Consider the following 26,486-nt stretch of genomic DNA (forward strand, 5'->3'; position numbering starts at 1 on the left):
GCGCAGCCCTTGGCGGACAGGGGCTGCAGGCTTTGCCGCGTCCAATGGAGGCCCGTTGGTGCTTCGAAAACGCTTCACAGTCTTCCCCAGGATGCTCTAAACAGGAGCGAGAGGTTGCTGCGTCCGACCAGGGGATTGATTCTGCCAGATGATGATCAAGTATGAGCGCCCCACGTCCCTTGCCGCCCGCTGGGCCCGCAGGATCGCCCGCTTCGCCTTCGGTCTCTTCGCCGCCGCTCTCTTCGCGCATCGTTTCGGGCCGCTGGTCACGCCACATTTCACGGCGCTTGCGGCATTGTCGGCGGCCTTGGCGCTGCTTGCCGTGGTGCTGGCCGTCGTCGGCTTCGTGCGTCTCTGGCAGATCGCGGCTATCGGCGGCATCGCCTCGTTCGTCGCGCTGGTCTATGCCATCGTGCCGATCGGCGTTGTCGGTTATGCGCTCGGCGAATATTTCTCCAAGCCGGCGATCTACGATGTCAGCACGGACACCGTGTCGTCGCCGCCATGGATCAAGGTGCCGGAGGTCGATCAGGGTTGGCTGGAGCGGCCGCGGGAGGTGACACCGGAAGACCGTGAGGCGCAGATCGTCGCCTATCCCGGTCTGACCGGCCGGCGCTATGACGGCGCTCTCGACCGCGTCTTCCAGGGCGTGAAGATCGTCACGCAAAAGACCGGCATCACCATCGTTGCCCAGGACGGCGTTGAAAATGCCGAGGCCGATCTCGAGGACATGCCGGCCAAGCCCGAGGAGACGGCGCCCGCCGACAGCGATCCAGATGACGTGCCGATCCCGCTTTCACGCCCGGAAGCGCTCCCTGACGATGCGCGTCCCGGCCAGCGTTCCTCCGATATCCTGGTGCAGGGCGAGTGGCGCACGCTGATCGTCGGCTTCCGTTTCGATGTGCTCATCCGGTTGCGGGAAGAGGCCGAAACCACCTTCGTCGACATGCGCGTCGCCTCCCGCTACGGCCCGCACGATCTGGGCCTTGGCGCGGCTTTCGCCGATCAATTCCTGCATGCGCTGGACGCTGAATTGTTGGGGATCGCCGGGGATTGACCTTGGCTGCGATCTTCAGGCTCCGGATGGAACGTGATCCTGCTCCGCTCTCGCTTTGATCGTCGCGGCAAAGGTCTTGGCCCTTTCGAGCCAGCGCCCGGCGATCAGCACGCGCGGATGCGGCTCGCTGACGCGAGAAACCGGCCGCGATGGTCCGGTGTCGGTACGAAACAGGACTTGCGCCGTCCGGCGATCCGGTAGCGGTTGCGCGCCACCAGTTCATAGAGCGGATCGCGCAGCGCCCTCGGAATCACCCGCAGGATATTGACCAGTGTCCACGGAAAGCCGAGGCCCGCCGCCATGCGCAGCGATCCCCCCGATTTGAAGAAGGCGGTGCCGTCCTCGATCAGGATATTGGTCTCGTAGTCGCGGTTGTTCAGGCCGTAATGCCGGTAGAGTGCTTCGCCGAGCGGCGATTGTGCTGGGATGAAGCGATAGCGGCCCTGCCGGTCATGGCGCAGCACGACGTTCACCCAGCCGGAGCAGAAGATACATTCGCCGTCGAAAACGATGATCGGATGATCGTCGGCAAAGGCGGGGACGGTGGGATCGTTATGGTAGCTATAGGCCGGCAGCGGTCGCATCAGCTCGCTCCGCCGGGCGCCAGGTGAAAGGCGCCGGTCAGCGACGGCGCGCCGTCCGTCTCCACCTGGCCGCGCTCGAGCAGGTCTTCGAGATGGGCAAGGACCGACAGCGCTGCGGCCCCATGCAGGCGCGGATCGGTGGTGGCGTAGATCACCTTGACCATGTCGGGGATCAGGATATCGCCGGCCCGCACGCGCTCCAGCACGGCCCGCTCGCGCATCCGCCGATGCGCCCTCAGACCCCGGAGGAAGGCGGCCGGTTCCCTGACCGGGCCGCCATGTCCAGGCAGGTAGAGCCGGTCGTCACGGCCAAGCATCTTTTCCAGCGACGCCATGTAATCGGTCATCGAGCCATCCGGCGGCGCCACGATCGTCGTCGCCCAGGCCATGACGTGATCGGCGGAAAACACGGTGCCGGTGTCGCCGCCCGCGTTTCCGAGCGCAAAGGATGCATGGTTGGCCGTATGCCCGGGCGTCAGGAGCGCCGTCAGCGACCAGCCGTCGCCAAAAACCGTGTCGCCATCGGCAAGGGCGATATCGGGGGCGAAGTCCATGTCGGAGCTTTCGGCGAAGGGATTGACCTCGCCCGCGTGCAAGAGCCGTGCCGCCCGGTGCGGACCTTCGGCGACGATGAGCGCCCCGGTCTCCGCCTTCAGCCGTCTGGCCAGCGGCGAGTGGTCGCGATGCGTGTGGCTGACGGCGATATGGGTGACCTCGCGGCCTTTGAGCGCCGCCATCAGCGCCTGGAAATGCGCCTCGTCCTGCGGCCCCGGATCGATCACCGCCACCGAACGCTCGCCGACGATATAGCTGTTGGTGCCGTGAAAGGTGAACGGGCCGGGATTGTTGACCGTCAGCCGCTGCACGCCATCGGCCACATCAACCGCCTCGCCATGGGCCGGCTTGAAATCGATATCGAATTCCACGTCCGCATCGCTCATGCGTCGTCTCTTCACTTGTACTCGATCTCGATGAAGGACATGAATTCCTTGCCGGCATTGACGACATTGTGCTCGACGCCGGATTCGCGCCGGTAGGCCTGCCCCTTGGCGATATCCACCCGCCGCTCGCCGCCCGGCTCCTCCAGCAGGAACCGGCAATCCGTCATCGGCACGACGACATAACCCATGCCATGCACATGATGCCCCGTATCCGCCCCCGGCTCGAAATCCCATCGCGTGATCCTGACCACGTCATCATCGAGAAGAACGGTCGGCCTGGCAGGCGGGCGGGCGTGAAAAATGCTCATTCGGGTCTCCGGATTTTGAAGGGAGACTAAAGCGGGGGGAGGGAGATGGGAAGGGGAATGGCATTCCGGCCACCCCGAATCTGTCGCCTCACCCCCTCTGTCCCTCCGGGACATCTCCCCCACAAGGGTGAAGATCATTCCTTTTTCCGGATTGTCTCGATAGCCATTGTTAGGGACGCAGTTCGGTCGCGGCCAATCTCCCCTCTTGTGGGGAGATGTCCCGGAGGGACAGAGGGGGATATACCAGCCACGAACCCCCAACCATCATCCTGACAAAAATCCGCGCAAACCTGAACTTAAGCGTTGTCGCATCCGCCCACCTTTGCTAAACCGGCTCTCGATTTGGCTCGGCGATTTGCCGGAGACCAAGCGGTGGGGCGTAGCCAAGTGGTAAGGCACTGGTTTTTGGTACCGGCATCCCCAGGTTCGAATCCTGGCGCCCCAGCCACATTTTCTTTATATATTGATGACTTAACTTGGTTTCGCGCTGCTTGAACAATTTTCCGGCCCAACCTGGGCGAATCGAGCGCAAAGGTCGCTGTAACACTTTAATTATGCAGCAGGCCGAAGCGCGAAGCCCCGGCCTGTAGTCATGAGCGTTACTGACCCTGGATGTAGATCACGTGGGTCTCGGTAAATTCGTAGAGACCGTGCTTGCCGTCCGCGCCGCCGATGCCCGACTTCTTGCGGCCTGCATGGAAACCCTGCATTGCCTCGAAATTCTCGCGATTGATGTAGGTCTCGCCAAACTTCAGCTCACGGCAGGCACGCAGCGCCGAGTTGATGTTGCTTGTATAGATGGAAGAGGTCAGGCCGTATTCGGTATCGTTGGCAAGCGCGATTGCCTCGTCGAGATTCTTCACGGACTGAACCGGCAGGACCGGGCCGAAGGTCTCGCGGCGCATGATGTCCATGGCAGCGGTTGCGCCGGTGATCAGTGTCGGCTCGAAATGATGGCCCTTGTCCTGACCGATCACATTGCCACCCGTCACGATGTGGGCGCCCTCTTCGGTCGCCTTGCGCACGGCTGCCTCGACCTTGTCGAGGGCGGCGCGGTTGATGAGCGGCCCCATGTCGAGATCGTCCGTTTCGGATGGATCGCCCCAGCGCGTCTGTTCGAAAAGAACCTTCAGCTTTTCGACGAAAAGGTCATGCACCGATTCTTCGACGTAAAGCCGCTCGGCGCAATTGCAGACCTGACCGGTATTGATCACGCGGGAAGCATGGATGGCCTTGGCCGCAAGGTCGAGGTCTGCGTCGGCAAGCACGATCGCGGGTGCCTTGCCGCCGAGTTCGAGGTTCACGCGCGTCAGGTTCTCCGCGGCCATCTGCATGATGCGAATACCCGTATCGACGCTTCCGGTGAAGGTTACCAGATCGACCTGCGGATGTTTGACCAGCGCCGCGCCGACACTGGTGCCTTTGCCGCCGACAAGATTGAAGACGCCGGCCGGCAAATCCGTTTCGGCGACGAGCTCGGCGAAGATGAAGGCATTGATCGGCGTCTCGTCGCTTGGTTTGATGACGATCGTGTTGCCGGTCACAAGCGCCGGCGCCATTTTCCGCGCGATCAGGAAGAATGGAAAGTTCCAGGGCAGGATGCCCGCGACGACACCGATCGGCTTGCGCAGGAGAAGCATCGTCTCCTTCGGCCGGTCGCTTGTCAGCACCTCGCCTTCGATGCGGCGCGCCCATTCGGCCATGTAGTCGATATAGTCTGCCGTGAAGTCGACTTCGACCTCCGCGAGGCCGCGGATCTTGCCCTGCTCGCGCACGATGACGTCGGCGAGCTCGGTGCGGTGCTGGCGCAATTTGGCGCTGATTGCACGCAGATGGCCAGCGCGCTCGATCGCCGGCAGTTGTTCCCACGCGGACTGCGCGGCCCTGGCGGCCCGCACGGCCGCGTCAACCTCCTGTGCGGTGCTCTCGGGCACGCGACCGACGATGGCACCGGTGCTGGGATTGAGAACGTCGATCTGCGAGGCGGATGGCTCGACGAAGCGGCCGCCTATATAGTTGCGGTAGCTTTTCGGTTCGGTCGAGAAGCGCTCGGACACTGTCCGGGCCGGGTTGTTCGCTAACATCGTCTATCTCCTCCAGGGGTCTTGCCGATCGGTTCGGCTTTGGGGCGGCATTCACGGACCCAGTCCATGGAAGCCTGAGTTCATCGCGACATGGTCTGGCCACGAATTTGGTCCTTCGCGGCGCGCTGGTGCAGCGCCATGGCGGCAAAGAGATCGAGATGGCCGCCGCCGATATTCTTGAACACGGTGATGTCGCTTTCAGATACGCGGCCTGGATGGGCACCCGTTGCCAGCTCGAAGAGATCGGCGCGGATATCCTCGAAGCGAATCACACCGTTCGCCATCGGCTGGATTATGTCGCCGGTGGAATCATGACCCTCGCGGATATCCATGCAGATCAGGGCCGCGCGGCTCATCACGTCGTCATCCGCCTCGCGCATGTCGGGAAGGTAGGAGCCGACCAAATCGACATGCGTGCCCGGCTTCAGGAGCGCGCCCTTGATCAGCGGTGCGGTCGCCATCGTGACGGACGAGATGATATCGGCCATGGCGAGTGCGTCGTCGAGGGAACCCTGGACCTCGACCGTGATGCCTTCGTTCGAAAGTTCGTCTGCAACTGCCGTCGCCTTTTCAAGGCTTCGGTTCCAGATCAGAAACCTGTCGAGTTCCGGCCGCGCGGCGCGGTGGGCGCGCACCATGTGCGGGGCAAGACCGCCGGCGCCGATCACCAGGAGGGTGCGTGCATCCCGACGCGCGAGCAAGCTTGCGCCCAGCGCGGAATCCGCAGCGGTCTTGCGATAGGTCATCTCGGCGCCGTCGCAGGTCATCAGCGCCTTGCCCGTCTCGCCGTCGAAGAGCACGACGATGCCCTGGATCGACGGTTCGGGCGGCGAACGCCCGCCATTTTCGGGGAAAACGCCGACCAGCTTGACCGCGATGGCTCGCCCCGGAGACCAGGCCGTGAGATTGACGAACATGTTCCCGCCCGCATCGGTAATGCGCCGGTCGAGCAGCGGCATGCCTTGTCCGGCATGGGCGCCCCTCAGCGCCTCGATGAGATAGGTGTAATCCAGCAGCTCGCGGATCCGTTCGGCGTCGAGATGGATCATGATACGCTCCTCAGAGGCCTCGCAGCAGCCGCGCGGCATCGAACATGGCGGCATGGATGTTGCGGCTGTAGATGGCATCGCCGATGCGGAAAAGCAGGTAGCTTCCCGCCTCGTTGTTCACCAGGGTCTGCGGGGCCAGATCGACGAAGGCCTGGTGATCGAGTTCGCCAAGGTTCGTCGAGGCAGGCCGCAGTTCGTGGTAGAGATCGTCGATCGGCATCACGCCCGCCTCGCAGACGACCTGCGTCACCTCACGCTCCTGGTCGCGATCACTGTAGGCTTCGCGCAGCACGGCGATCAGTGCGTTGCCCTCGATATACACGGACCGCAGGTAGTAGCCGGGGGTCATGATCACATTGCGCTCATGCAGACGCTTCATGAAGTTGATACGTCCCGTACCGCCCGTGTGGGCACCGATCATCTGGTCGGGTGCGGCGATCTCCACCAGCGCGCCGCGCTCGGACATGAAGTCCGCGACGGTGAGGCCCTGCGTGTCGCCGGTCACATCGTAGAGGAGCACATTATCGCCGGGTTTCACGGCGCCGGACAGAATGTCCCAGCTGGACGTGATGTGTTCGCGGCCCGGAATCTCCGGCACCATTGGACGCCCGCCGGTGGCGACGATCACCACGTCCGGCTCCTCGGCCATCACGGCCTGGGCGGTGGCCGCGGTCGATGTCCGCACGTCGACGCGCAGCTTGCGGACCTGCATGTCGAGCCACCGGCTGATGCCGCCCATGTTTTCGCGCCAACCCAGCATGCGGGCGAGCCGCAACTGACCGCCGAGCTGCGCTTCCTTCTCGAACAGGACCACGTCGTGGCCGCGCAGAGCCGCGACGCGCGCCGCTTCCATGCCGCCCGGTCCGCCACCCACGATCACGACCTTCTTGCGGGCGGGAGTACTCTTCACCTCATGCGGCAGTTGACCCTCGCGCCCCGTCGAGACGTTCTGGATGCAACTTGCCGGGTGGCCTGCGGAAACGCGATCGATACAGTAGTTGGCGCCGACGCACTGGCGGATGTCCTCATCGCGACCTTCCATCATCTTGCGAACGAGATGCGGGTCGGCGATGTGGGCGCGGGTCATCGCAATCATGTCGACATGGCCCTCGGACACCGCACGCGCGGCGGTGGCGAGGTCGCGGATCGCGGAAGAGTGAAAGACCGGGATGTCCACTTCCGTCTTCACCGCGGAGGCGAGGTAGAGGAACGCGCCGGAATCGTAGGACATGTCGGGCAACATGCTCTGCAGGCCACGCACCGTGTCGCCATGTCCCTGGTGGACGTTGATGTAGTCGAGCAGGCCGGTGGCGGCAAGTGCCTGGGTGATGCGCAGGCACTCGATGGCGTCCATCCCGCCTTCCTGCAATTCATTGGCCACGAACTTCATGCCGAGGATGAAGTCCTTGCCGACGACGTTGCGGATCTCCTCCATGACCTCGATCACGAACCGCATGCGGTTTTCGCGCGAGCCGCCGTATTTGTCGGTTCGCTTGTTGACGACGGGCGAGAGAAAGGCGTCGAGCAGGTGATGCGCGGTCGCGATCAGTTCGCAGCCGTCTATGCCGCCGCGCTGAATGCGTCCGGCTGCCTCCGCGAAATGGCGGCGCACACGGCGGAAATCGAAATCCTCCATCTCCTTGGCATAGGAGCCATGCATCTCCTCGCGATTGGTGCTCGGGCCGATCAGGGGCAGCCAGTCACGCGAGTCCCACGAGCCGCGGCGGCCCAGATGCGTGATCTGGCACATGACGGCGGCGCCATGCGCATGGACGCGGTCAGCGAACTGCTCGAAATACGGAATGACGCGATCATCACTGACATCGATCTGATTGAACGGTAGCGGGGAGTCCTTCGAGACGGAGGAGGAGCCGCCGAAGCTGGTGAGGGCGATGCCGCCCTTCGCCTTTTCAGCGTGGTAAAGCTGGTATTTGTCCTTGGGCATGCCGTCTTCGGCATAGCCTGGCGCATGCGACGTCGACATGATGCGGTTGCGAAGCGTCAGGTGCTTCAGCTTGAAGGGCTTGAGAAGGGCTTGGGTGTCGGTCATTCGGGTCTGCTCCAGCGGCTCGGGTCGCGCGGGTTGAAGTCGGAAATTGTTGCCTGGATATATGCCGCGACATTGATCCGGCGCTCGTCCTCGGACCAGCCGAGCAATGGTGCGGCAATGACGGAGACCGCCTCGACATGGGCAAGGCCGAGATCCTCGTCCCAACCCAGGGAAAGCCGGCGACGCAGTATGTCCTCGAGCGAACGGGCCTGTTCCTTTTCGACGGCATATCGCACGCTGGCTTCTGTCGCCCGGTTGCCCTCCGGGACCAGCCGGGCGGAATAATCCAGCGGCTGCTTCGGACCCGAGGGCTGAAGTCGGCGCCCCACGGCGGAAGTCAGCCTGCGTCCGGCATCGCGGTGGGTCATCAGCAGGCCACCCGTGAAGACGAAGAAGTTCGTCATGCCCTGGTCGGTCAGGTCATGTTCCATGACCTCCATGGAACCCATCGGCTCGCCATTGCGGGCCGTACGTGGCCGCACGCCCGCCCAGGTATAGAGGACGTCGTCGCGGCGCAGCGGAAGGCCCGGATAGACCTGGTTCATGATCTTCAGGATGCCTTCGACTTCCGGCTCCTCGGCCCTGTAGCCCGCGTGATCGGCTTCCGATGGCATGTCCCACGGACCGGCATAATGCAGATCGCCCCAGGGGATCAGATAGAACGGAGCGCCCTCGGGTGTGATCGTCTCCATGCCAATGCCACGCATCGAGGCCGGGAGCCGCACCACGGCATTCGTTCCCTTGGCGCCTGAGTTGAGGCGCGGTGCCCCGTTCGAGCAGAGACCGGTGATGTCGTCCACCCAGGCTCCGGCGGCATTGACGATCGCCTTTGCCTCGAAGGTCCGGCTCGTTCCGTCGCCAAAGCGCGCGTCGACCTGCCAACCCTGGTTTTCGGAGCGCCGGATCGCCACGACCTCGGCATAGTTGAAGGCTTCCAGCCCGATATCGCGGGCCTTCATCACCGTGTCCATGACGATGCGCTCGGGCCAGACATACTGATATTCGGTGAAGACAAGTGCGCCACGCACGTCGTCCAGATCAGCCATGCCCTGCAGGCCGGGATGTTGCCGGGCTTGCCTGGCCGACATGACCTTGAGGTCAAGCGGCACGCCCTTGTCGAAGAGAGACAGAATGCCGAAGGCAAGTCGTGCGCGCGGGCCCGATATCGCGCTGCGGGCATTGAAAGGAACCACGAATTCGAGCTTTCGAACGCGCTGGGGCGAGGTCTTCACGAAGTCGCCGCGCTCGCGCATGGCGCGCCTGGCGAGTTCCAGGCATTCCAGCGCATAACCCGGGCGGCTGATGAAGCTCCACATCGAGTGGTTCGCCGCCGAAAAATAGGTCAGGCCGCAGTGCTGCAGGCGCGACGTGCGACTGCTCGTGGCTGCCCCGTAGTCGCCACGTTCCAGCAATGCGGTCTTGTAGCCGGCGGCTGCGAGGTGCTGGCCGGCGCCAGCCCCGATGATGCCGCCTCCGATGACGACGACGTCGTAAACGCTAACTGTCATTGTCCGCTTTCCTGAATGATGTTCTTGTCTCTGAGGAAGTCGAGGATGCGGTGCGCCGCCTCATTGGGTGTCAGGCCGACCAGGGGCGCACTGTCGCCGGAAACCTGCCCGGCCGTTATCTTCTTCGGCCTCCGGCGCGCTGGCGTTCGTGTCCAGCTCGCTGCCTCATGATCCTTCGCAACAATTCCGATGGTTGCGTGCAACGTGCCACGCCTCGAACGGGCAAAGGCGCGGGCGCGTGGCGCCGGTGCCAGTTCGCTTGCGGAAATGACCGCCGGAAGCGAGACTGCCAGGCGTCGGCGTGGTGCGCCGCGATAGGCCTGGACCACGATCGCCTCGCCAGCCTCGATCGCATCGATCGAGGCTATGCTGGAAACGTGCCTGATGCCGAGACCGTGCGCGAGGAGATAAGGCACCATCCCGCTCGCCTCGCCGGCATCGGCGGCCATGCCGGTCAGCACCAGATCGGGATTGAGTTGGGAGAGGCGCTCGCCAAGCGTGGGCACGATGTCGTCGCCGTCGGTCCAGGTCCCGATGACCTCGATCGTGTCAAGGCCCATGCCGAGATAGTCTCGCAGGCCTGTGTTCGATGAATCGCCGACATGGAGGGCGATGGGATGGGGGCTGAGGCGCAACGCCATTTCCAGCGCGCGCGCATCGCCGGGCGCCATGCGTGCCCTGCCCGAAACCGGGTGGATGCCCGCCGAAAGCAGGACGACGACCTTCGGATCAGACATTGGCCGGCCCTCCTGCAAGCCGGGCCAAAGCCGGCATGACCTGCTGCGCATCGGCGATGATGGCAAGATCGGCGCGCTTGACCATCGCCGCGTGCAGGTCGGTATTGATGGCGATGACATAGCGGCAACGCTGCACGCCCTGCAGATGTTGGGGCGCGCCGGAAATGCCGAAAGCCAGATAACAACGCGCCTCCACCAGCGTACCGGAGGCGCCGACCTGGCGATGTCGCGGCAGATGCCCGGCGTCGACGACCTGGCGACTTCCGGCGATAGTGCCGCCAAGCGCTTCCGTGACGCCGCGAAACGCGTCCCAATTGGTGACGCCGTCGCCGGCACTGACGATGAAACGCGCCTCGCCGAGCGGCGCATCGAACTGGGAACTGGTGACAATGCCGAGGTCGCGAACGCCGGGCGTCGTCTCGTCGAATTTCAGGTCTATCCGCCTGCCTTCCCGCGCGATGCTACCCTCATGGGCTTCGAACCGACCCTGCGCAAGCGTCGCGACCCTGGGCAGCGGTCGGGAAACCTCGGTCCGGCCTCCAGCCTCCTGGAGGGTGGCTCTCTCGGCCGAAAGCAGATGCAGGGACGTGGCCGGCCGCTCTCCAAGCAGGATGGCCGTACGCCGTGCGACATCGGCATCGGCTCCGCCTTCGCCAAAGAACACGTGACGTCCCTTGAAGCGCTCCATCACGGCCACGACATGCCTGGCGAGAACATCCGGATCTGTCGTCAGCGGCAGCAGGATGGCCCGATCGGCGCCGATCTGCCCGAAGTCTGCCGCCGGGTCCTGAACGCCTACGCGCACCATAACGACACCGCCGCCGATTTCATCGGCCACCTTGCGCGCCGCGCCCAGCAGTTCGCGTTCGGCATCGGGCCACGGTTCTTCCGAGAGGCTGACGACGACGATCCAGGAAACGTCATCCGCCAGCGCGATCCATTGCGGTGCCGCAGGCAGCGGTTCGATTGGCTCGATGCGGGTCGTTGAGCGGGCGGTGCGCAACTCGCCGCGAAGCCGGTGGCCGTTGCTCTTGTGAGGGTCGCGGCGCGGAAGACCGCTGGCACCGAATTTCTCGACGGCCTCAGCCTCCTGATCCGCTTCATGCCGGCGCGGATCGATGCGTGGCACAGTGGCGGGTGCCGAAGGTGCGCGCCTTTGCCTGCGAATGCGCATCATGGCCGGGCCTCGGCTGTCGTTGCGAGCAAAAGCTCCGCGATGTCAATGATTTCAAGCCGGGGCGGCGCGACACCTTCCAGCATCTGCGTGCAGTAGGGGCAGGCCGTGATCAGGAGTTGCGCGTCGGTTTCCCTCGCGTCCTCCATGCGCATGTCGGGAATGCGCCTGTCGCCCGCAATATCGGTGATCGGTGCGCCGCCCCCGCCGCCGCAGCAGCGGGAGCCCATGCCCGAGCGCTCCATCTCGACAAAATCGGTCGAGATGGCGGACAGCAGCGCGCGCGGCGCAGTCGTCTCGCCGTTGTAGCGGCCGAGATAACAAGGGTCATGGTAGGTCACGCGCCGCTCTTCCAGGCGATCGGGCTTGAGCCTTCCTTCCTCCACGAGACGCATCAGCACTTCGGTATGATGCTCGACGCGAAGCGCAGTGCCGAACTGGCGATACTCGTTGCGCAGCGAATGGAGGACGTGCGGATCGATCGTGACGATGCGCCCGAACCTCAGTCCGGAAAGAATGCGGGTGTTTTCCGACGCAAGCCGGACGAAGCTCGCCTCATCGCCCAGACGCCGCGCGAGATCGCCGCAGTCGCGCTCCTCTTCCAGGACGGCGAAATCGACACCGGCCTGACGCAGCAGCGTGACAAACGCGCGCAGCGTGCGCTGGTTGCGACGGTCATAGGCCGTTTCACCGAGCCAGAGCAGGACATCGACCTCGCGGTCCGGCTTCGCCACCGGCAAAGCGAGATCGGCGGCCCAGTCGAGACGTTCTGACAGCGCCCGGCCGCAGGCCGTGTCGGTCTTGTCGAGATTGTCGAGCACCTCGGCCGCCTTGCCGGGAGCCGCGGCCTCTTCGAGAGTCTGGAAGCGGCGAATGTCGATGACCGCGTCAACATGTTCGATCATCATCGGACATTCCTGGACACAGGCGCGGCAGGTTGTGCAGGCCCAGAGCGTTTCAGGTGAAATGCCAAGCATCGCGCCCGCTCGATCCGAAACCAGCGGCGCGATGGGCCCGGCGGCACGCAGCGCCAGGTCGATATGGGGATGCGGGCTTCCGGAATAGCTCAGAGGGGTTCCGGGTGCGGAAAGATTGGCGGCGATATCCTGGACGAAGCGCTTGGGATTGAGCGGCATGCCGGCGGCGAAGGCCGGGCACGCGCTTTCGCAGCGGCCGCATTGGACGCAGGAATCGAAGCCGATCAGCCGGTTCCACTCAAAGCTTCCCACGGTCTCGGCGCCCAGAACGGGCGCATCGAGATCGAGTGCGCGCAAGGCCGCGTCCGGCTTGTTCGCTCCGAAGCGAGCGGGGCGGGGATGGAAGGCGAGATGAAGGGCGCCGGCGACGGCATGCCGCATCGGGCCGTTGGTCACGGTCCAGGCCAGCCAGCCGAGACCGGCCAGGCCACATGCGAAAGCGACGCCGCTGGATATGGTCGAGGCAGCGGACGGCCCGGCGAGCGTGGTGATGGAAAGAGTTGCGAAGGATGCGATGACCAGCGCGAAAGCCGGCGTCAGCAGAGACCACTTGCCGCCGGAAAGATGCGTCGGCCGACGAGGCAACCGGCGACGTCCCTGCAGAACCAGGCCGCAGAGCGTGACGGCGCAGGCGGCCAGGATCATCCAGGACAGGGCACGCGTCCCTCCGTGGAAGACGAGAGCAGCGACAAGAACCAGCGCCGATAGCAGGCCGCCGGCGAGCATGGCGTGCATGCGCGCATTTTCCGGCTTGCGCGCCACCACTTCATGCACGTCATGCAGGTATCGCCGCGGCATCCCGACAAGTCCGGCGAGAACAGGAACCCGGGCGCCAGCACCCACCCGCCAGCGCATCGCAAGCATGGCAATCCTGACGACGGCGATCAGGGTGCCGAAGGCAAGGATACCGAGCATGGCTGTCGTGGGTTCGGGCACGTGACTTTTCCAGAAAATGAACGAGTTCCATGTGGCAGGCGGGATGGCCTCCCGCCTGCTGGCTCTGTTTGCGAGCTTTGATCCGCCGAAAGCGGGCTTTATTCGATGAGGCGCGGCGCGCCGGTGTCGGCGGCGGAGGCCTCGAGGCCATGCTTCACCAGGATCTCGGCGATCTTGCCGTCCTTGTGCAATTCGGCGATGTCGGCGTCGATCGCGGCCGAGAAAGCCTCATTCTTCTTGCTCATCGGAAAGGTGCCCTGGCCGGCCTCACGCGAGGCGCCGATGCGCTCGTCGGACTCCATGACCTTCACCTCGATGCCGCTCAGCGTGCCTTGCTTGATTGCGCTCATGCCGGTCGAGTAACCGTCGAAGGCAGCGGCGAGGCGACCCGCAACGAGATCCTGATGCATGGCGACCGAGGTCGGATAGAGCTTGAGGTTTTCGCCGAACACCTTCTGCAGGTCGCCGACCCAGAGGTTGCCTTGCACGGAGCCGACAGTCTTGCCTTCCAGCGTGCTCATATTGGTGATGCCTTCCTTCGAGAAGAGCGCCATCTGGTCGAGGTAGAGCGGCGCCGACAGGTTCACGACGCGCGTGCGCTCCTTGGTGCGGTACCAGGCGCCGGTGCTGACATCGGCGCGGCCCGAGACGACCGTCTGGATGCCGGCTGCGGCATCGGTCGGCAGCGTCTTCAGTTCAAGACATTCCATCTTGGCGATCTCCGCCAGGATGTCGGCGTCCACGCCCTGCACGTTGCCCGAGCTGTCGATGTATGAGAACGGTGCAAAAGTCACGGCGCCGACCGTGATGAAGCCCGCCTCGGCCGTGGTGATCTCGTGCTTGGGTTTACAGTCCTGCGCATAGGCCGAGACGGTCATGATGGCAGTCGTGGCGACGACGGAAGCGAGCAGTCTGGTCATGTCCATGTGGTGTTCCTCCAGAAGTTATCGTTGCGAATATGCGCCTGCCCTGCGTTCCGCCCATGAAACGATGAAAGAGGCGGGAATACAGACGGCCAGGTAGAAGATCCCGGCCACGCCGAGCGCGGGAAAGTAAAAGAACTGCATCGAGCCGATATCGTAGGCGCGGCTGATGAGCTCGGGCACGGCGATCGCGAAGCAAAGCGACGTGCCCTGGAAGACCAGGATGGCAAAGCCGAGCAGGGCCGGGATCGCGACGCGAACACCCTGCGGGATGATAACGAAGCGCAAGCCGTCCCAGCGGGTCATGCCGAGCGCCATCGCCGCCTCTTTCTGGCCTGCCGGCACGGCTTCCAGGCCCGAACGGATGATCTCGCTCGTATAGGCGCCGGTGTTGAAGCTGATGGCAATGCAGGCTGCGACGAAGGCGCCGACCGACAGGCCGGCATTGGGCAAGCCGAAATAGACGAACTGCAACAGCACCAGCGCAGGCGCGCCACGGCCGACCTCGACCAGCGCCAGACACAGATAGCGAACCGCACGGCTTTTCACCTGGACGCCCAGGGCGAACAGGAAGCCCAGCGGGATCCCGATCGCGAGCGAAACCAGCGTGATCTGTACGCTGATCTGGAAGCCGTTCCAGAAGGAGGGAAGCCAGCCGCGGACATCTTCCCAGGTTACGCCCATGAGCAATGCGTCCATTAGCGAGATACCTTTGCACGAAGATGGCGCTCGGCCTCACGCGACAGGGCGGCGATCGGCAGGCTCAGGAGGATGTAGAGGAGGCCTACGACCGCGTAGACTTCGAGGCCGCGATAGGTTTGCAGCGAGATCTGGTTGCCGCGAAAGGCAAGCTCGGCCACGCCGATCGTCGAGGCGATCGCGGAGTCCTTCATCAGGCCGATCGCATATGTCGCGGCGGAAGGGATCGAAACGCGCAGCATCTGCGGGATCAGGATATCGCGGTAGAGGCGGTACGTGCTGAAATTGAGCGCGGTCGCCGCCTCGTACTGTCCGTGATGGATCGCGACCATGCCGCCACGGTAGATCTCGGCCATGTTGACGGCAGCGATCAGGCCGAATGCCACGACCGCGGCCCAGAAAGCGCTGAGCGTGATGAGTCCGGAACCGAGGCCGAAGAAGATCAGGAAGAGCCAGAGGATCGGCGGGACCGACCGCACGAAGCTGATGATGCCGACCGTCAGGAGACGAACCGGCGCGAAGGTCGATTGCGCGGCCAGCATCAGCGGAAAGCCGACAATCGCCCCGAAGAGCAGCGCCAGGCCGGTCAACGCAATCGTGGTCGGCAGTCCGGCCAGGATATAGAGCGCGGTATCGAAGGTCATCGTTCGTTGACCGCGCGCAGGAAGCGGATGGCGCGCTCCGATTTCGGTGACCGGATGACGTCGCGGCTCGGTCCATATTCGATGACCCGGCCGTCGGCCATGATCATCGCGTGGTCCGACACGTTCTCGGCAAAGCCCATCTCGTGCGTCACGACAATCATCGTCATGCCGCTTTCGGCAAGCTGGCGCATGACTGCGAGCACTTCCAGGCCAAGTTCCGGATCGAGCGCCGATGTCGGCTCGTCAAAGAGCATGACCTTCGGATCCAGCGCGAGCGCTCGGGCGATGGCGATGCGCTGCTGCTGGCCTCCCGAGCACCGGCCCGGATATTGCTGCGCCTTGTCAGCCAGCCCGACGCGATCCAGAAGCTGCATCGAGACCTTGTCAGCCTCGGCGCGTGACCGGCGGAGCACCCGCTGCTGCGGCAGGCTGACATTCTGCAGCACGCTCATGTGCGGGAAGAGGTTGAAGGACTGGAAGACCATGCCCAAGCTCCGGCGCAGCTGGAACAGCTCGTGCCGCTTGGGCTCGGTGCCGCCGTGCATGGAAAGCCCGTTCACAGCGACGACGCCCGAGTCCGGCTTTTCCAGGTAGTTGATGCAACGCAGCAGCGTGGATTTGCCGGACCCGCTGGGGCCGATGATCGCCAGAACCTCGCCGGCCTGGACCGTCAGATCGACGTTTTTCAGCACGGCATGACTGCCGTAGCTCTTGCAGATACCTTGCAGTTGGACGACGGGGGACGCCTTCATGGCTTGTCCTTGGCTATTGCCCGCGCAGGTGCGACGAGGCTTGGCTGACATGCCTCCTGGCGGAGGAGCGAATTGAGCATGTGACCCTGCGGCGCAGGCACTACGTGAACATGAGGAAGATGAGCGCGCCGTTGCGGCTCCCGGCAATGTGGTTCGCCTTCGGCTCGCGAACGACGAAGTCGCCTTTTCCATAACTCTGGTTCTGGTCGTAGAAATCGCCCTCCAGCACGAGGAGGTGCTCCATGCGATCATGCGAATGGCTTCCGGCGTAGGCGCCCGGCTCGACCTTGATGATGTAGGCTTGGCGCCCGTCCTCGGCGTTGAGCAGTTCCTTTGCGAGAAACCCCTCACCGCCGCCATCACCCCAAGGCAGAGCTGCGCTCGACACGACGTGGAAAATTTCTTGCGCAGGGCGATCGCCCGACGCCGGCTGCATCAGTTCAGACATCATATCCCCTTTGCCGGCAGTTGTTTGCCGTGCTTGTGACTTCATTACAGCGCCCATGATGCAAGGCGTCAACGCGAATTCGCCTCACCTTGACATAACCGTGGATTATCGGAAACATACACGGCGAGGAGTTTTCCATGACAAAGTTCCGCACGCGCCTGCCCCCGTTCGCCGCTCTCATCGCTTTTGAAGCGGCGGCCAGGTTGAAGAGCTTCACCGGCGCCGCCAACGAACTGGGCGTCAGTCAGCCGGCCGTCACGCGGCAGATCCGCGACTTCGAGAATATGATCGGCGCGCCGCTTTTCGATCGGCTCCACCGCTCTGTCGAACTCACCGAGCGGGGCAGGGAACTCGCACGGACGTTGACACGCAGCCTTGAGGAGATCGCGGGCTCGGTCGAGCGCCTGCGCGTTAACCGGACAACCGTCGAGCTCAAGATCACGTCCTATGTTTCGTTCTCCAGCCTCTGGCTCGTGCCGCGGATCATGAGGTTCGGGGAAGATCATCCCGATGTCAGGTTCCATACGGTGAGCCAGCATCGTGGCGCGGAGTTGCAGATGGGCTCCGTGGATGTCGCGCTGCGATACGGCCGGGGCGGGTGGACCGATGGCGAGGTGTATTACCTGTTTCACGATCGGCTGTTCCCGGTCTGCAGCCCCGATTATCTGGCCAGGTGCGGAGGCGAAATCCGGCTGGAGGATCTCTGGCGCCACAAGATCATTGATTGCGACAACCACGGTGAATGGCCGGACTGGTCGCAGTTCATGGCGTATCACGATGTCCATGGCGAGCGGCTGAACATCGCGCATCATTATACCTATTACACGGACGCGCTGGTCGCCGCGATTGCCGGCCATGGCATTCTGATGGGTTGGCAGTCGCATGTCAGTGACAAGATCGCCGCCGGACAGCTCGTGCGCTTCCTGCCTCACACCATGCCGAGCACGGACGGCCACTACCTGGTCGTGAAGAACGAGCGGAAGAACCTTCCCGTCATCAAATCGCTGATCAAATGGCTTCAGGAGGAAAGCCGGCCTTACGTGCAGATGCTGCCGTAATGGAAGCGAACAAAGTCGTCGTTCAACGTTTTTCGCATGATCCTCGTCCTGAATGATCCACGGTTCGCGACGTAGGAATGCCCTGAAAGTGCATCGTATGACGGGCGAATCCGTTTCATTTTGCCCAAAAAAACCCGCCGATCTGCACCGGCGGGTCCCTCAACTCCAATCAGATCGTCAAACGACTTACTTCGCCTTCTCGGCCTTTTCGCCACCCAGAAACTCGTCGCACCAGCTCGGGCCGGAGGATTTCTTGACGTCGCCGAGCACGTGGATGGAGCGGATGACGTAGTCGGAGGAGACGGTCAGCTGAACCGAGCAGGAAAGGAATTCGGTGCGGGCGGAGGCGATCTTCTTGCCCTTCTTGCCGTTTTCGCCTTCGGCATACTGCGCCGGGATGGTGCGCTTCTTGTAGCCGCCCTTCCAGGCGTAGACCGTGTTGTCGCCGCTCGAGACGTCGGACTGCGGCGGGCCGAAGGCGGCGAAGAAGGTGCCGGCCGGCTGGCCGTTCCAGCGGGCTTCGACGGCGTTGCGCGCCGGTCCCACGGTGGTGCAGCCGGCAAGTGCCAGCGCAAGGCCGGCTACGGTCATCAAGCGGAAATTCATCTGTCCAAGTCCCTTTGGCGTTCGTTCTGAAACATCGGTCTGCCAAGGCGGCGCAATCGCTTGTGCGCCAAGGCTTTTCAACCTTGCCTCTAGCGCTAAACCGTTTGAAAGAAAATCGGGTCAAGCACTTATATGCACGCTTGCGCGCTTAAATTCGCAAGCGTTGCCGAAAGGCCCCACGGGCAGGCTGTCCGCCTATTTGGTGACCTCGAGGACCTCGGCGCAGCGTGACAGGCTCAGCCTTCGCCGGTCGTGTCGTTGCTGGCGCGGATGCTGGTGATCCGATCGTCCGTGCCGGCGCTGATCTGCACCTCGCCGGGAAACCGGAGGCCGGCGGTCCGTAACGCGTGAAGAAGGCGTCGGCCGGCTCGCCGATCCAGCGCGATTGGATGGCGGTGTTGGCCTCCTCGGTGGGGGTGCAGCCGGCAAGCATCGCCAGCGCCGCCGCCAGCATCGCCAAACGGAATTTCATCATCGTCCCTCGGAGGGCAGGCCGTGCGAAACAATCGTGTCCCGTCCCGGATCATTTTCCCCGGCCCACTGAACAAGGGGACGCGCGCGCCCGTCAAACGTTGTCCAGCAAAATCAAATGCTTCATTCCCATCTGCAACGCCCGGATGCGGTTGAGGTCGCTGTGTTTCAAACTCCTTTCAATTTTTCCACCGCGCCCCGCGATTTTTGCCTTTTGCGGCTTGTGGAAAGGAAAATGCTGTTCTATAGAGGCCCCGCTGGTCACGGAGTGTAGCGCAGCCTGGTAGCGCACGTCGTTCGGGACGACGGGGTCGGAGGTTCGAATCCTCTCACTCCGACCAGCTCAAAAACCGCCCATACCATGCCGGTCAGGACGCGGAATTCCCGAAAATCGCACTTTTCCCACGAAGCCTTTGCCTTCGAACCTTGCGCTGAAACTCCCTGTATCGCGCCATCGCCTTCCTTGACCGAAAAACCGAAGATGCACTACAACGGCTGGCGCCTGCATTCCCGCGGGCTTCCGTTTCTTGCGTGTTCGCATGTCTGGCGATCACGTTTCCCGAGCCGACAGGAACCTTGCCATGTTCGATATCTTCTGGCGCTGCGTGGCCATTGGCGTAGGCGGCACGGTGCTGATGGATCTCTGGGCCATCCTGCTGTCCTTCCTGCCGGGGCAGGGCAAGCCGAATTGGGCGCCGGTCGGCCGCTGGTTCTGGCATCTGCGCAACGGCAAGGTGTTCCACGACGATATCGGCAAGGCCGAGCCCTATGAACATGAACTGGCGCTCGGCTGGATCGGCCATTATGCCGTCGGCATAATCTACGGTTTCCTGCCGCTCGTCATTGCCGGTACCGGCTGGCTGGCCACGCCGACATTCCTGCCTGCATGGATCGTCGGCATCGTCACCGTCGGGGCAGGGTGGTTCCTGTTGCAGCCGGGGCTCGGCATCGGCTGGGCAGCGTCGAAAACACCGAACCCCAACAAGGTCCGCCTCCTCAATCTCGTCGCCCACACGGTCTTCGCCGTCGGCATGTACTGGACGGCACTGCTGATCCGCTAAAGCCGACGCACGACCGCCCTGAAGGACTGCTCCTTGAAGAAGATCGACGACCTCATCGCCTCCGTCACCAGCATTCACGATCGCTACAAGGCGGGCCGCATGGAGCGGGAAACGGTGCGCGAATGGGTCCTCGGCCTCGGCGGCTATCCGGCCCCCTATGCCGCGCCGCTGCAAGAGGCGGCCGCCTGGTTCCGGCCGATCCACAAGATTGAGCCGGACACGCTGAAGGTGGAGGACCTGGCAAGATTGAAGGCGATCATCGAGGGCGGTCGTACGTAGGCGGGCGTCCGTCCAGGAGAAACCCTTCGCCAGAAAGAACAGGAGCCGATTGGCCCCTCAGGCTGCAGACAAACCCCGAAGCTTACTATGAAGAAGTGGCATCCCCACTCTCAGGTGATTTGCAAAATCGTCTGGAGATGCCCTTTGCCAACATTAAAAGGGGCCAATCGGCCCCTTTCCCCTGTCGATAGCCGTCGCGCATTCGCTCAGATGTCGATGGCGGCGTCCTTGAAGATATCGGCGGCTTCGGTTGCCGTCATGCGGCGCACGTCGGTTTCGTCGCGGCGGCGGGAGAAGAGTTCGGTCGCCATCAGCTGGTCGGCGAGATCCGCCGGCAGCGAGAGGAGGACGCGGGCTTCTTCGGAGCGGATGCCGGTCAGCGTCGAACGCTTGGCGGTGATCATGCCGCCGGCCACCGTGTTGTGGGTGTCGGCATCGATCAGGATGAAGGCGCCGGTGGTGCGGTTCTGGTCGTAGGCGTCGAACACGGCCTGCTCGTCGAAGGACAGATGGACCTTGCCGATCGCGTTCATCGCCAGAACGCTATCCTGCGGATTCCAGCTGCCGGTCTTCAGGTCGAGCTGGCTCACCGGGTTGACGCTGACGCGCTGGCGCCGCGCGCCGCTCTTCAGCCAGTAGCGGCGGCCGGGCTGGATGCCGTCCGGCTGCAGCGAGACGAGATGGGCGTCGAAATCGAGGCCAACCTGCGGCTGGCTGTCGATCGAGACGATCATGTCGCCGCGCGCGACATCGACCTGACGGTCGAGAACCAACGTGATCGCGTCGCCCGAAACGGCGGCGTTACGCACCAGGTCGAAGGTGATGATCTTGGCGACATTGGCGACCATGCCCGAAGGCAGGATGACGACGCTGTCGCCCGGCTTGACCGAGCCGCCGGCAACCGTGCCCTGATAGCCACGGAAGCTTTCGCCGGGACGCGAGACGCGCTGGACCGGCAGGCGGAAGCCGACGGTCTGGGTCGAGCGAACGGTCGCCAGTTCCAGTGCTTCGACCAGCGTCTGGCCGTCATACCAGGGCATCGAGGCCTTGCCGTCATAGACGACGTTTTCGCCCTTCAGCGCCGACATCGGGATGGCGGTGATCTGCCGAACGCCGAGCGACAGCGCCAGTTCGCGGAAATCATGGGTGATCTGTTCGAAACGGGCGCGGTCATAGCCGACGAGGTCGAACTTGTTGACGGCCAGAACGAACTGCTTGATGCCCATCAGCGAGGCGATGGTCGCATGGCGGCGGGTCTGTTCGAGCAGGCCGGTGCGGGCATCGACGAGCAGCACGGCGAGATCGGCGGTCGAGGCGCCGGTTGCCATGTTGCGGGTATACTGTTCATGGCCGGGCGTGTCGGCAACGATGAAGGAGCGCTTGTCGGTGGCGAAATAGCGATAGGCGACATCGATGGTGATGCCCTGTTCGCGCTCGGCCTGCAGGCCGTCGAGCAGCAGCGCGAAATCCGGCAGGCCGAGATCGTTCTGCTTGCCAGAGTCACGCCGCAGGGTCGCGGCCTGGTCTTCCTTGACCGCCTTGGTATCCCAGAGCAAGCGGCCGATCAGGGTCGACTTGCCATCATCGACGGAGCCGCAGGTGATGAGGCGCAAGGGGCGTGTATCGCGGGAAACGACGGCGGTCCGGGTGTCCGGCAGGGCGGTTGCCACGGAGGCGGCGAGTGCTGTTACGCTTGCGGTCATCTCAGAAATATCCTTCGCGTTTTTTCTTTTCCATCGAACCGGACTGGTCGCGGTCGATGGCCCGGCCCTGACGCTCGGACACGGTTGCAATTTCGAGTTCGGCGATGACTTCGTCGAGGCTCCTTGCCTGCGAACGGATGGCGCCGGTCAGCGGCCAGCAGCCCAGCGTACGGAAGCGGATATCGTCTTCCTGGACCTGTTCGCCCGGCAACGGTTCGAAGCGCGGATCCTCCGCCCAGACCAGCATGCCGTCGCGTTCGACGAATTTGCGCTTGGCGGCGTAGTAGAGCGGCACGAGCGGAATGTCTTCCGCCTGGATGTAGCGCCAGATGTCGACTTCGGTCCAGTTCGACAGCGGGAAGGCGCGAACGCTTTCGCCACGGCGGATCATGCCGTTATAGACGTTCCAGAGTTCCGGGCGCTGGTTGCGCGGATCCCATTTGTGGTCCGGCGTGCGGAACGAATAGATGCGTTCCTTGGCGCGGCTGGCCTCCTCGTCGCGCCGAGCGCCGCCGAAGGCTGCGTCATAGCCGCCGGCGTCGAGCGCCTGGCGCAGTGCTTCCGTCTTCATGATATCGGTGTAGAGCGCCGAGCCATGGGTAAAGGGCGTGACGTTCTCGGCCGCGCCGCGCGGGTTCTTGTGCTCGATCAGGTCGAGGTCGTAACGCTTGGCGATCTCGTCGCGAAACGTGATCATTTCCGGGAACTTCCAGCCCGTATTGACGTGCAGGAGGGGGAAGGGCACGCGGCCGGGATAGAACGCCTTGCGCGCCAGATGCAGCAGGACGGAACTATCCTTGCCGATCGAATAGAGCATGACCGGCTTGTCGAATTCGGCGGCCACTTCGCGGAAGATGTGGATCGCTTCGTTTTCGAGCGCCTTCAGATGCGGATCGAGCGGCGCCTTGGCCGACTGGGGATTGTGCAGTTCCGTTTCCGGAAGGGTACTGGGCATTTCAAGTCTCCGGGAGAAGGTCTGGTTGGCGGACAGCCCGCGCGGATCAACGCGCAATGCTGCTTGCCGGAATGGAAGATTGCGGAAGAGGCGAGGCAGCGGTTTCCGGCACATGCAGGCCGCATTCGCGCGTCTCGTCGTTTTCCCACCACCAGCGGCCGGCCCGTTCGGGCTCGCCCGGCTTGATGGCGCGGGTACAGGGCTCGCAGCCGATCGAGGGATAACCGCGCGCATGCAGCGGGTTGACCGGGATTTCTTCCGCCGCGACATGGGCGCGGATCGTCTCGATGTCCCAGTCCGCAAGCGGATTGATCTTGATCAGGCCACGGTCGAGATCGGCCTCGGCAAACGGCGTGTCGGCGCGATTGCCCGACTGGCCGCGACGAAGGCCGGTGATCCAGAAGGATGCCCCTTCGAGTGCGCGCGCAAGAGGCTTCACCTTGCGCGCGCCACAACAGGCATGCCTGGCTTCGACGCTGTCGTAAAAGCCGTTCATGCCGTACTTGGCGGCAAAGGCGTCGATATCGTCCTGCTCGGGGTAGAAGCGCTTGACGAGAATGCCGTAGGTTTCCTCGGTCTTGTCGATCAGCGCCACGGTCTCGTTGAACAGGCGGCCGGTCTCCAGCGTCGACACTTCGACGCTGAATTTACCGGTACCGATCGCAGCGGTGATGACCTGATCCTCGATGCCGAGGCTGGTGGTGAAAACCGACTTGCCCTCGAGCGACGCAACCAGCGCGAGCCGACCGGAAAGGTCGAGGCTTTCGAGTTGGCTGTTGAGCGCTTGGGCGCGGTTTTCAAGCGATGCGGATGTCATGGGGAGGATATCCTGATTTTCGTATGCCGAAATATCGCAGCCAAGTGCGACAAAAGACAGAAAAACGGATTTCTAATGTCAGCGGATCAGAGCAAATATCTCTCCGAACGACAAAAAACGCAGAATAGTGGGTGGAAAGCCACGTTTTATGCCTAAAATCTATAATTTTTGTAGTTTATTTAGGTGGAGAGCTCCCCTTCGCGTCTGGTCGTCATCCGCCATTCGCGCGGCGGGCGGATGTCGCTGCTCCGTTGAAATCAGAGACTGCTGATGATATTGTGCGTTGCAATTGCAACGCACAAGGTCTGACTATGAAAACTGCGACACTTCCATCGCTCCGGGTTGATCCGGAATTGCGAGCCGCCGCCGAAGGCGTGCTGCAAAAGGGCGAGACGCTGTCCGCCTTCGTGGAAAATGCGGTCAAGGCGCAGGTACATTATAGAAAAACACAGGCCGAATTCATCGCTCGCGGACTTGCTTCGCGCGAAGAGGCCAAGCGCACTGGAATTTACTATAGCGCCGAAGAAGTGCTGGCTCACTTGGAAAACAAAGTTGCGGCCGCAAAACTTAAGCAGGGCAAATGAGTTACAGTCTTCGGTTCTCCAAGCAGGCGCTGGATGATCTTGATAGGCATTACGATTATCTTTTGGCTTTCGATAATGAAATTGCCGATCGCGCGACGACAGCCATTCGCAAAGCCTTGGCCGCCCTCCTGGACTTTCCTTTTTCCGCCCGCAAGGCAGATGCGGACAATCCCTTCTTGCGCGAGTTGGTCATCCCCTTCGGATCGTCGGGCTATGTCGCGCTCTTCGAAATCGAAGACGCCGAAACGATCACTATTCTGGCCGTTCGCCATCAGCGCGAAGACGATTACCACTGAGCCTTACCGGTCGCTCGTCTCCCAGCGCGGGTTGATCCACGGCTCCTGGTTGCTGCGGGCCAGCATGCCCTTGCCGAGGATGTGGTCGGCTGCCTTTTCGCCGGTCATGATCGAGGGGCCGTTGAGATTGCCGTAGGTCACATGCGGGAAGATCGAACTATCGGCGACGCGCAGGCCGTCGACGCCGATGACGCGGGTTTCCGGATCGACGACCGCCATCGGGTCGCGCGCATCGCCCATCCGGCAGGTGCCGCAGGGGTGATAGGCGCTTTCCAGATGCTCGCGCAGGAAGGCATCGATCTGGTCGTCGGTCTGGACGGCTTCGCCCGGCTGGATTTCCGGACCGCGATACGGGTCGAAGGCCTTCTGCCCGAAAATCTCGCGGGTGAGGCGCACGCAGTGGCGGAATTTTTCCCAGTCTTCCGGATGGCTCATATAGTTGAACTGGATCACCGGATCGGCCTTCACGTCCGGCGAGCGGAGCGTGACGTTGCCGCGCGATTTCGAGTGGTTGTAGCCGACATGGACCTGGAAGCCGTGGCTCTTCGCCGCCGCCTTGCCGTCATAGGAAATGGCGACCGGCAGGAAGTGATACTGGATATCCGGCTGGCGCACGCCGGGCGCAGAGCGCAGGAAGGCGCAGGATTCGAACTGGTTGGAAATGCCGAGCCCCGACTTGGTGAACAGCCACTGTGCACCCGCGACCCCCTGCCAGAACCAGGGCAGCCAGGAATAGAGCGAGACGGGCTTAGTCGAGACCTGCTGGAAATAGAACTCCATATGGTCCTGCAGGTTGGCGCCGACGCCCGGCCGGTCGACCTTCACCTCGATCCCCATGTCTTGCAGATGCGCGCCCGGGCCGATACCCGACAGCATCAAAAGCTTGGGCGAATTGAACGACGAGGCCGAGACGATCACCTCTCGGGTTGCCCTGACCACCTCGATCCGGCCAGCCCGTTCGATCTCGACGCCGACGGCCCGACCGTTCTCGATGACGATCTTTCGCGCAAAGCAGCGCAGCAGTTGGACATTCGGGCGCTTCAGGGCGGGCCTGAGATAGGCTGAAGCCGTCGACCAGCGCCGGCCGTTGTGGACCGTCTGCTCCATCAGGCCGAAACCTTCCTGCTTGGAGCCGTTATAGTCGTCGGTCATTTCGAAGCCGGCCTGCTGGCCGGCCTCGACGAAGGCGCGAAACAGCGGGTTCTTGAACGAGCCGCGCCGCACATGCATCGGCCCCTCCGTGCCGCGCCATCCCTCTTCGCCGCCCGTGGAACTTTCCATGCGCTTGAAATAGGGCAGCACATCCGCATAACCCCACCCTTGCGCGCCCGAGGCCTCCCACTTGCCGTAATCCTCGGCTGAGCCGCGCACATAGACCATGCCGTTGATCGACGACGATCCGCCGATCACTTTCCCCCGGGGGGCCGTGATCCGCCGGTTGTTGAGGTTCGGCTCGGGCTCGGAGAGATAACCCCAGTTGTAGCGGCTCATGCTCATCGGCCAGGCCAGCGCCGCCGGCATCTGGATGAACGGCCCGAAATCGCTGCCGCCATATTCCAGCACCAGCACGGTATTCTTCCCGTCCTCCGACAGGCGATAGGCAAGCGCCGAGCCAGCGGAGCCGGAACCGATGATGATGAAGTCTGCCTGCATGAAATTCCCCTTGGGTTCTTTACGGAACCGCTAAATGAACTTCGGTGATTGGCGTCGAACCCCTCACCAACTTCGGCCAAGGGCTCGCTGACGCTCACCCGGCCTTCGTATCCTCTCCCACAAGGGGAGAGG

The 26,486-nt window shown here is 63.2% G+C and carries 27 protein-coding genes and 2 tRNA genes; 8 read left to right on the top strand and 21 right to left on the bottom strand.

The annotated features are described in order from the left end of the window. The first annotated feature begins 148 nt into the window (after nucleotides 1-148). The gene (locus tag VL202_RS17620) at nucleotides 149-1,057 is read left to right on the top strand and encodes a DUF1499 domain-containing protein (RefSeq protein ID WP_325465388.1); all 909 of its coding nucleotides are present in this window, start codon (nucleotides 149-151) and stop codon (nucleotides 1,055-1,057) included. Between the two features lie 104 nt (nucleotides 1,058-1,161). Here the strand turns inward: VL202_RS17620 and VL202_RS17625 are convergent, their stop codons facing one another. The 3 genes from VL202_RS17625 to VL202_RS17635 are packed head-to-tail and all read right to left on the bottom strand — an operon-like array spanning nucleotide 1,162 to nucleotide 2,890. Beyond that, nucleotides 1,162-1,641 carry a thiol-disulfide oxidoreductase DCC family protein gene (locus VL202_RS17625; RefSeq protein WP_325465389.1) on the bottom strand — a complete coding sequence of 160 codons (480 nt, stop codon included), beginning with the start codon at nucleotides 1,639-1,641 and terminating at the stop codon, nucleotides 1,162-1,164. After that, complete coding sequence (locus VL202_RS17630; protein WP_325465390.1) at nucleotides 1,641-2,582, bottom strand: MBL fold metallo-hydrolase; 942 nt, start codon at nucleotides 2,580-2,582, stop codon at nucleotides 1,641-1,643. The genes VL202_RS17625 and VL202_RS17630 overlap by 1 nt, the downstream gene beginning before the upstream one ends. A gap of 11 nt (nucleotides 2,583-2,593) precedes the next feature. Next, nucleotides 2,594-2,890, bottom strand: a complete 297-nt coding sequence (locus tag VL202_RS17635) for a cupin domain-containing protein (protein ID WP_325465391.1) — start codon at nucleotides 2,888-2,890, stop codon at nucleotides 2,594-2,596. 373 nt (nucleotides 2,891-3,263) lie between these two features. Between VL202_RS17635 and VL202_RS17640 the strand changes: the two genes are divergently transcribed. Then, nucleotides 3,264-3,338 (top strand) — tRNA-Gln (locus tag VL202_RS17640). A gap of 151 nt (nucleotides 3,339-3,489) precedes the next feature. On the opposite strand, the gene aldA is transcribed toward VL202_RS17640, so the two are convergent. The 12 genes from aldA to VL202_RS17700 all read right to left on the bottom strand — a co-directional run bounded on the left by aldA (nucleotide 3,490) and on the right by VL202_RS17700 (nucleotide 16,871). Next, nucleotides 3,490-4,974, bottom strand: a complete 1,485-nt coding sequence (aldA, locus tag VL202_RS17645; protein ID WP_325465392.1) for an aldehyde dehydrogenase — start codon at nucleotides 4,972-4,974, stop codon at nucleotides 3,490-3,492. Nucleotides 4,975-5,054: 80 nt separating this feature from the next. Then, nucleotides 5,055-6,023, bottom strand: a complete 969-nt coding sequence (locus VL202_RS17650; protein WP_325465393.1) for an ornithine cyclodeaminase — start codon at nucleotides 6,021-6,023, stop codon at nucleotides 5,055-5,057. Nucleotides 6,024-6,033: 10 nt separating this feature from the next. Beyond that, a complete protein-coding gene (locus VL202_RS17655) occupies nucleotides 6,034-8,073 on the bottom strand; it encodes an NADH:flavin oxidoreductase (RefSeq protein ID WP_325465394.1) in 2,040 nt (679 codons plus the stop codon). Continuing rightward, nucleotides 8,070-9,581, bottom strand: coding sequence for an FAD-dependent oxidoreductase (locus tag VL202_RS17660; protein WP_325465395.1), 1,512 nt, complete (start codon nucleotides 9,579-9,581; stop codon nucleotides 8,070-8,072). The genes VL202_RS17655 and VL202_RS17660 overlap by 4 nt, the downstream gene beginning before the upstream one ends. Next, the gene (locus tag VL202_RS17665) at nucleotides 9,578-10,318 is read right to left on the bottom strand and encodes a hypothetical protein (protein WP_325465396.1); all 741 of its coding nucleotides are present in this window, start codon (nucleotides 10,316-10,318) and stop codon (nucleotides 9,578-9,580) included. Before VL202_RS17665 ends, VL202_RS17660 begins: the two co-directional genes overlap by 4 nt. Further along, complete coding sequence (locus tag VL202_RS17670; RefSeq protein WP_325465397.1) at nucleotides 10,311-11,495, bottom strand: electron transfer flavoprotein subunit alpha/FixB family protein; 1,185 nt, start codon at nucleotides 11,493-11,495, stop codon at nucleotides 10,311-10,313. Before VL202_RS17670 ends, VL202_RS17665 begins: the two co-directional genes overlap by 8 nt. Continuing rightward, nucleotides 11,492-13,384, bottom strand: a complete 1,893-nt coding sequence (locus tag VL202_RS17675; protein WP_414692888.1) for a DUF3483 domain-containing protein — start codon at nucleotides 13,382-13,384, stop codon at nucleotides 11,492-11,494. Before VL202_RS17675 ends, VL202_RS17670 begins: the two co-directional genes overlap by 4 nt. Nucleotides 13,385-13,503: 119 nt before the next feature. After that, nucleotides 13,504-14,331, bottom strand: coding sequence for a transporter substrate-binding domain-containing protein (locus VL202_RS17680; protein ID WP_325465399.1), 828 nt, complete (start codon nucleotides 14,329-14,331; stop codon nucleotides 13,504-13,506). A gap of 18 nt (nucleotides 14,332-14,349) precedes the next feature. Further along, entirely contained in the window at nucleotides 14,350-15,027 is a 678-nt protein-coding gene (locus tag VL202_RS17685) for an amino acid ABC transporter permease (RefSeq protein ID WP_325465400.1), read from the bottom strand. Beyond that, complete coding sequence (locus VL202_RS17690) at nucleotides 15,027-15,671, bottom strand: amino acid ABC transporter permease (protein WP_325465401.1); 645 nt, start codon at nucleotides 15,669-15,671, stop codon at nucleotides 15,027-15,029. The genes VL202_RS17685 and VL202_RS17690 overlap by 1 nt, the downstream gene beginning before the upstream one ends. Continuing rightward, the gene (locus VL202_RS17695) at nucleotides 15,668-16,423 is read right to left on the bottom strand and encodes an amino acid ABC transporter ATP-binding protein (protein WP_325465402.1); all 756 of its coding nucleotides are present in this window, start codon (nucleotides 16,421-16,423) and stop codon (nucleotides 15,668-15,670) included. Before VL202_RS17695 ends, VL202_RS17690 begins: the two co-directional genes overlap by 4 nt. Before the next feature lie 100 nt (nucleotides 16,424-16,523). Next, a complete protein-coding gene (locus tag VL202_RS17700; protein WP_325465403.1) occupies nucleotides 16,524-16,871 on the bottom strand; it encodes a cupin domain-containing protein in 348 nt (115 codons plus the stop codon). 137 nt (nucleotides 16,872-17,008) lie between these two features. Between VL202_RS17700 and VL202_RS17705 the strand changes: the two genes are divergently transcribed. Continuing rightward, nucleotides 17,009-17,929, top strand: a complete 921-nt coding sequence (locus VL202_RS17705) for a LysR substrate-binding domain-containing protein (RefSeq protein WP_325465404.1) — start codon at nucleotides 17,009-17,011, stop codon at nucleotides 17,927-17,929. 186 nt (nucleotides 17,930-18,115) lie between these two features. On the opposite strand, the gene VL202_RS17710 is transcribed toward VL202_RS17705, so the two are convergent. Then, nucleotides 18,116-18,535, bottom strand: coding sequence for a hypothetical protein (locus tag VL202_RS17710; RefSeq protein WP_325465405.1), 420 nt, complete (start codon nucleotides 18,533-18,535; stop codon nucleotides 18,116-18,118). A 565-nt stretch (nucleotides 18,536-19,100) separates the two neighbouring features. Next, on the bottom strand, nucleotides 19,101-19,271 hold the full coding sequence (locus VL202_RS17715) for a hypothetical protein (protein WP_325465406.1): 171 nt from the start codon (nucleotides 19,269-19,271) through the stop codon (nucleotides 19,101-19,103). On the opposite strand from VL202_RS17715, the gene VL202_RS17720 reads away from it, so the two are divergent. The 3 genes from VL202_RS17720 to VL202_RS17730 all read left to right on the top strand — a co-directional run bounded on the left by VL202_RS17720 (nucleotide 19,271) and on the right by VL202_RS17730 (nucleotide 20,346). After that, nucleotides 19,271-19,347 (top strand) — tRNA-Pro (locus VL202_RS17720). The two genes, VL202_RS17715 and VL202_RS17720, sit on opposite strands and share 1 nt — an antisense overlap. 240 nt (nucleotides 19,348-19,587) lie before the next feature. Next, on the top strand, nucleotides 19,588-20,067 hold the full coding sequence (locus VL202_RS17725) for a DUF2938 domain-containing protein (RefSeq protein WP_325465407.1): 480 nt from the start codon (nucleotides 19,588-19,590) through the stop codon (nucleotides 20,065-20,067). Between the two features lie 33 nt (nucleotides 20,068-20,100). Next, nucleotides 20,101-20,346: a hypothetical protein gene (locus VL202_RS17730; protein WP_325465408.1), complete on the top strand. Its 246-nt coding sequence runs from the start codon at nucleotides 20,101-20,103 to the stop codon at nucleotides 20,344-20,346. A gap of 206 nt (nucleotides 20,347-20,552) precedes the next feature. Here the strand turns inward: VL202_RS17730 and cysN are convergent, their stop codons facing one another. Genes cysN through VL202_RS17745 form a run of 3 tightly spaced genes read right to left on the bottom strand, consistent with a single transcriptional unit; the run spans nucleotide 20,553 to nucleotide 23,821 of the window. Next, nucleotides 20,553-22,049: a sulfate adenylyltransferase subunit CysN gene (gene cysN / locus VL202_RS17735; RefSeq protein WP_325465409.1), complete on the bottom strand. Its 1,497-nt coding sequence runs from the start codon at nucleotides 22,047-22,049 to the stop codon at nucleotides 20,553-20,555. Nucleotide 22,050: 1 nt separating this feature from the next. After that, nucleotides 22,051-23,004 (bottom strand): sulfate adenylyltransferase subunit CysD, encoded by a 954-nt coding sequence (cysD, locus tag VL202_RS17740; RefSeq protein WP_325465410.1) that lies wholly within the window; start codon nucleotides 23,002-23,004, stop codon nucleotides 22,051-22,053. Between the two features lie 46 nt (nucleotides 23,005-23,050). After that, nucleotides 23,051-23,821 carry a phosphoadenylyl-sulfate reductase gene (locus tag VL202_RS17745; RefSeq protein ID WP_325465411.1) on the bottom strand — a complete coding sequence of 257 codons (771 nt, stop codon included), beginning with the start codon at nucleotides 23,819-23,821 and terminating at the stop codon, nucleotides 23,051-23,053. A gap of 311 nt (nucleotides 23,822-24,132) precedes the next feature. Here VL202_RS17745 and VL202_RS17750 point away from each other — a divergent pair, with 311 nt between their 5' ends. Both VL202_RS17750 and VL202_RS17755 read left to right on the top strand, forming a co-directional pair. Beyond that, nucleotides 24,133-24,405: a YlcI/YnfO family protein gene (locus tag VL202_RS17750; RefSeq protein WP_325465412.1), complete on the top strand. Its 273-nt coding sequence runs from the start codon at nucleotides 24,133-24,135 to the stop codon at nucleotides 24,403-24,405. Then, nucleotides 24,402-24,701: a type II toxin-antitoxin system RelE/ParE family toxin gene (locus VL202_RS17755; RefSeq protein WP_325465413.1), complete on the top strand. Its 300-nt coding sequence runs from the start codon at nucleotides 24,402-24,404 to the stop codon at nucleotides 24,699-24,701. The genes VL202_RS17750 and VL202_RS17755 overlap by 4 nt, the downstream gene beginning before the upstream one ends. A 3-nt stretch (nucleotides 24,702-24,704) precedes the next feature. Here the strand turns inward: VL202_RS17755 and betA are convergent, their stop codons facing one another. After that, complete coding sequence (gene betA / locus VL202_RS17760; protein ID WP_325465414.1) at nucleotides 24,705-26,354, bottom strand: choline dehydrogenase; 1,650 nt, start codon at nucleotides 26,352-26,354, stop codon at nucleotides 24,705-24,707. Nucleotides 26,355-26,486: the final 132 nt, after the last annotated feature.

This window comes from Pararhizobium sp. (genome assembly GCF_035497515.1).
Classification (GTDB): Bacteria; Pseudomonadota; Alphaproteobacteria; order Rhizobiales; family Rhizobiaceae; genus Pararhizobium.

Bases quoted from the DNA above. Each gene is read 5' to 3' on its own strand.
- aldA (WP_325465392.1), bottom strand. From the start codon at position 4,974: ATGTTAGCGAACAACCCGGCCCGGACAGTGTCCGAGCGCTTCTCGACC.
- VL202_RS17700 (WP_325465403.1), bottom strand. From the start codon at position 16,871: ATGTCTGAACTGATGCAGCCGGCGTCGGGCGATCGCCCTGCGCAAGAA.
- VL202_RS17650 (WP_325465393.1), bottom strand. From the start codon at position 6,023: ATGATCCATCTCGACGCCGAACGGATCCGCGAGCTGCTGGATTACACC.
- VL202_RS17710 (WP_325465405.1), bottom strand. From the start codon at position 18,535: ATGAATTTCCGCTTGATGACCGTAGCCGGCCTTGCGCTGGCACTTGCC.
- betA (WP_325465414.1), bottom strand. From the start codon at position 26,354: ATGCAGGCAGACTTCATCATCATCGGTTCCGGCTCCGCTGGCTCGGCG.
- cysN (WP_325465409.1), bottom strand. From the start codon at position 22,049: ATGACCGCAAGCGTAACAGCACTCGCCGCCTCCGTGGCAACCGCCCTG.
- VL202_RS17745 (WP_325465411.1), bottom strand. From the start codon at position 23,821: ATGACATCCGCATCGCTTGAAAACCGCGCCCAAGCGCTCAACAGCCAA.
- VL202_RS17725 (WP_325465407.1), top strand. From the start codon at position 19,588: ATGTTCGATATCTTCTGGCGCTGCGTGGCCATTGGCGTAGGCGGCACG.
- VL202_RS17665 (WP_325465396.1), bottom strand. From the start codon at position 10,318: ATGTCTGATCCGAAGGTCGTCGTCCTGCTTTCGGCGGGCATCCACCCG.
- VL202_RS17750 (WP_325465412.1), top strand. From the start codon at position 24,133: ATGAAAACTGCGACACTTCCATCGCTCCGGGTTGATCCGGAATTGCGA.
- VL202_RS17670 (WP_325465397.1), bottom strand. From the start codon at position 11,495: ATGATGCGCATTCGCAGGCAAAGGCGCGCACCTTCGGCACCCGCCACT.
- VL202_RS17690 (WP_325465401.1), bottom strand. From the start codon at position 15,671: ATGACCTTCGATACCGCGCTCTATATCCTGGCCGGACTGCCGACCACG.
- VL202_RS17705 (WP_325465404.1), top strand. From the start codon at position 17,009: ATGACAAAGTTCCGCACGCGCCTGCCCCCGTTCGCCGCTCTCATCGCT.
- VL202_RS17685 (WP_325465400.1), bottom strand. From the start codon at position 15,027: ATGGACGCATTGCTCATGGGCGTAACCTGGGAAGATGTCCGCGGCTGG.
- VL202_RS17630 (WP_325465390.1), bottom strand. From the start codon at position 2,582: ATGAGCGATGCGGACGTGGAATTCGATATCGATTTCAAGCCGGCCCAT.
- VL202_RS17695 (WP_325465402.1), bottom strand. From the start codon at position 16,423: ATGAAGGCGTCCCCCGTCGTCCAACTGCAAGGTATCTGCAAGAGCTAC.
- VL202_RS17755 (WP_325465413.1), top strand. From the start codon at position 24,402: ATGAGTTACAGTCTTCGGTTCTCCAAGCAGGCGCTGGATGATCTTGAT.
- cysD (WP_325465410.1), bottom strand. From the start codon at position 23,004: ATGCCCAGTACCCTTCCGGAAACGGAACTGCACAATCCCCAGTCGGCC.
- VL202_RS17660 (WP_325465395.1), bottom strand. From the start codon at position 9,581: ATGACAGTTAGCGTTTACGACGTCGTCGTCATCGGAGGCGGCATCATC.
- VL202_RS17625 (WP_325465389.1), bottom strand. From the start codon at position 1,641: ATGCGACCGCTGCCGGCCTATAGCTACCATAACGATCCCACCGTCCCC.
- VL202_RS17680 (WP_325465399.1), bottom strand. From the start codon at position 14,331: ATGGACATGACCAGACTGCTCGCTTCCGTCGTCGCCACGACTGCCATC.
- VL202_RS17620 (WP_325465388.1), top strand. From the start codon at position 149: ATGATGATCAAGTATGAGCGCCCCACGTCCCTTGCCGCCCGCTGGGCC.
- VL202_RS17635 (WP_325465391.1), bottom strand. From the start codon at position 2,890: ATGAGCATTTTTCACGCCCGCCCGCCTGCCAGGCCGACCGTTCTTCTC.
- VL202_RS17675 (WP_414692888.1), bottom strand. From the start codon at position 13,384: ATGCTCGGTATCCTTGCCTTCGGCACCCTGATCGCCGTCGTCAGGATT.
- VL202_RS17655 (WP_325465394.1), bottom strand. From the start codon at position 8,073: ATGACCGACACCCAAGCCCTTCTCAAGCCCTTCAAGCTGAAGCACCTG.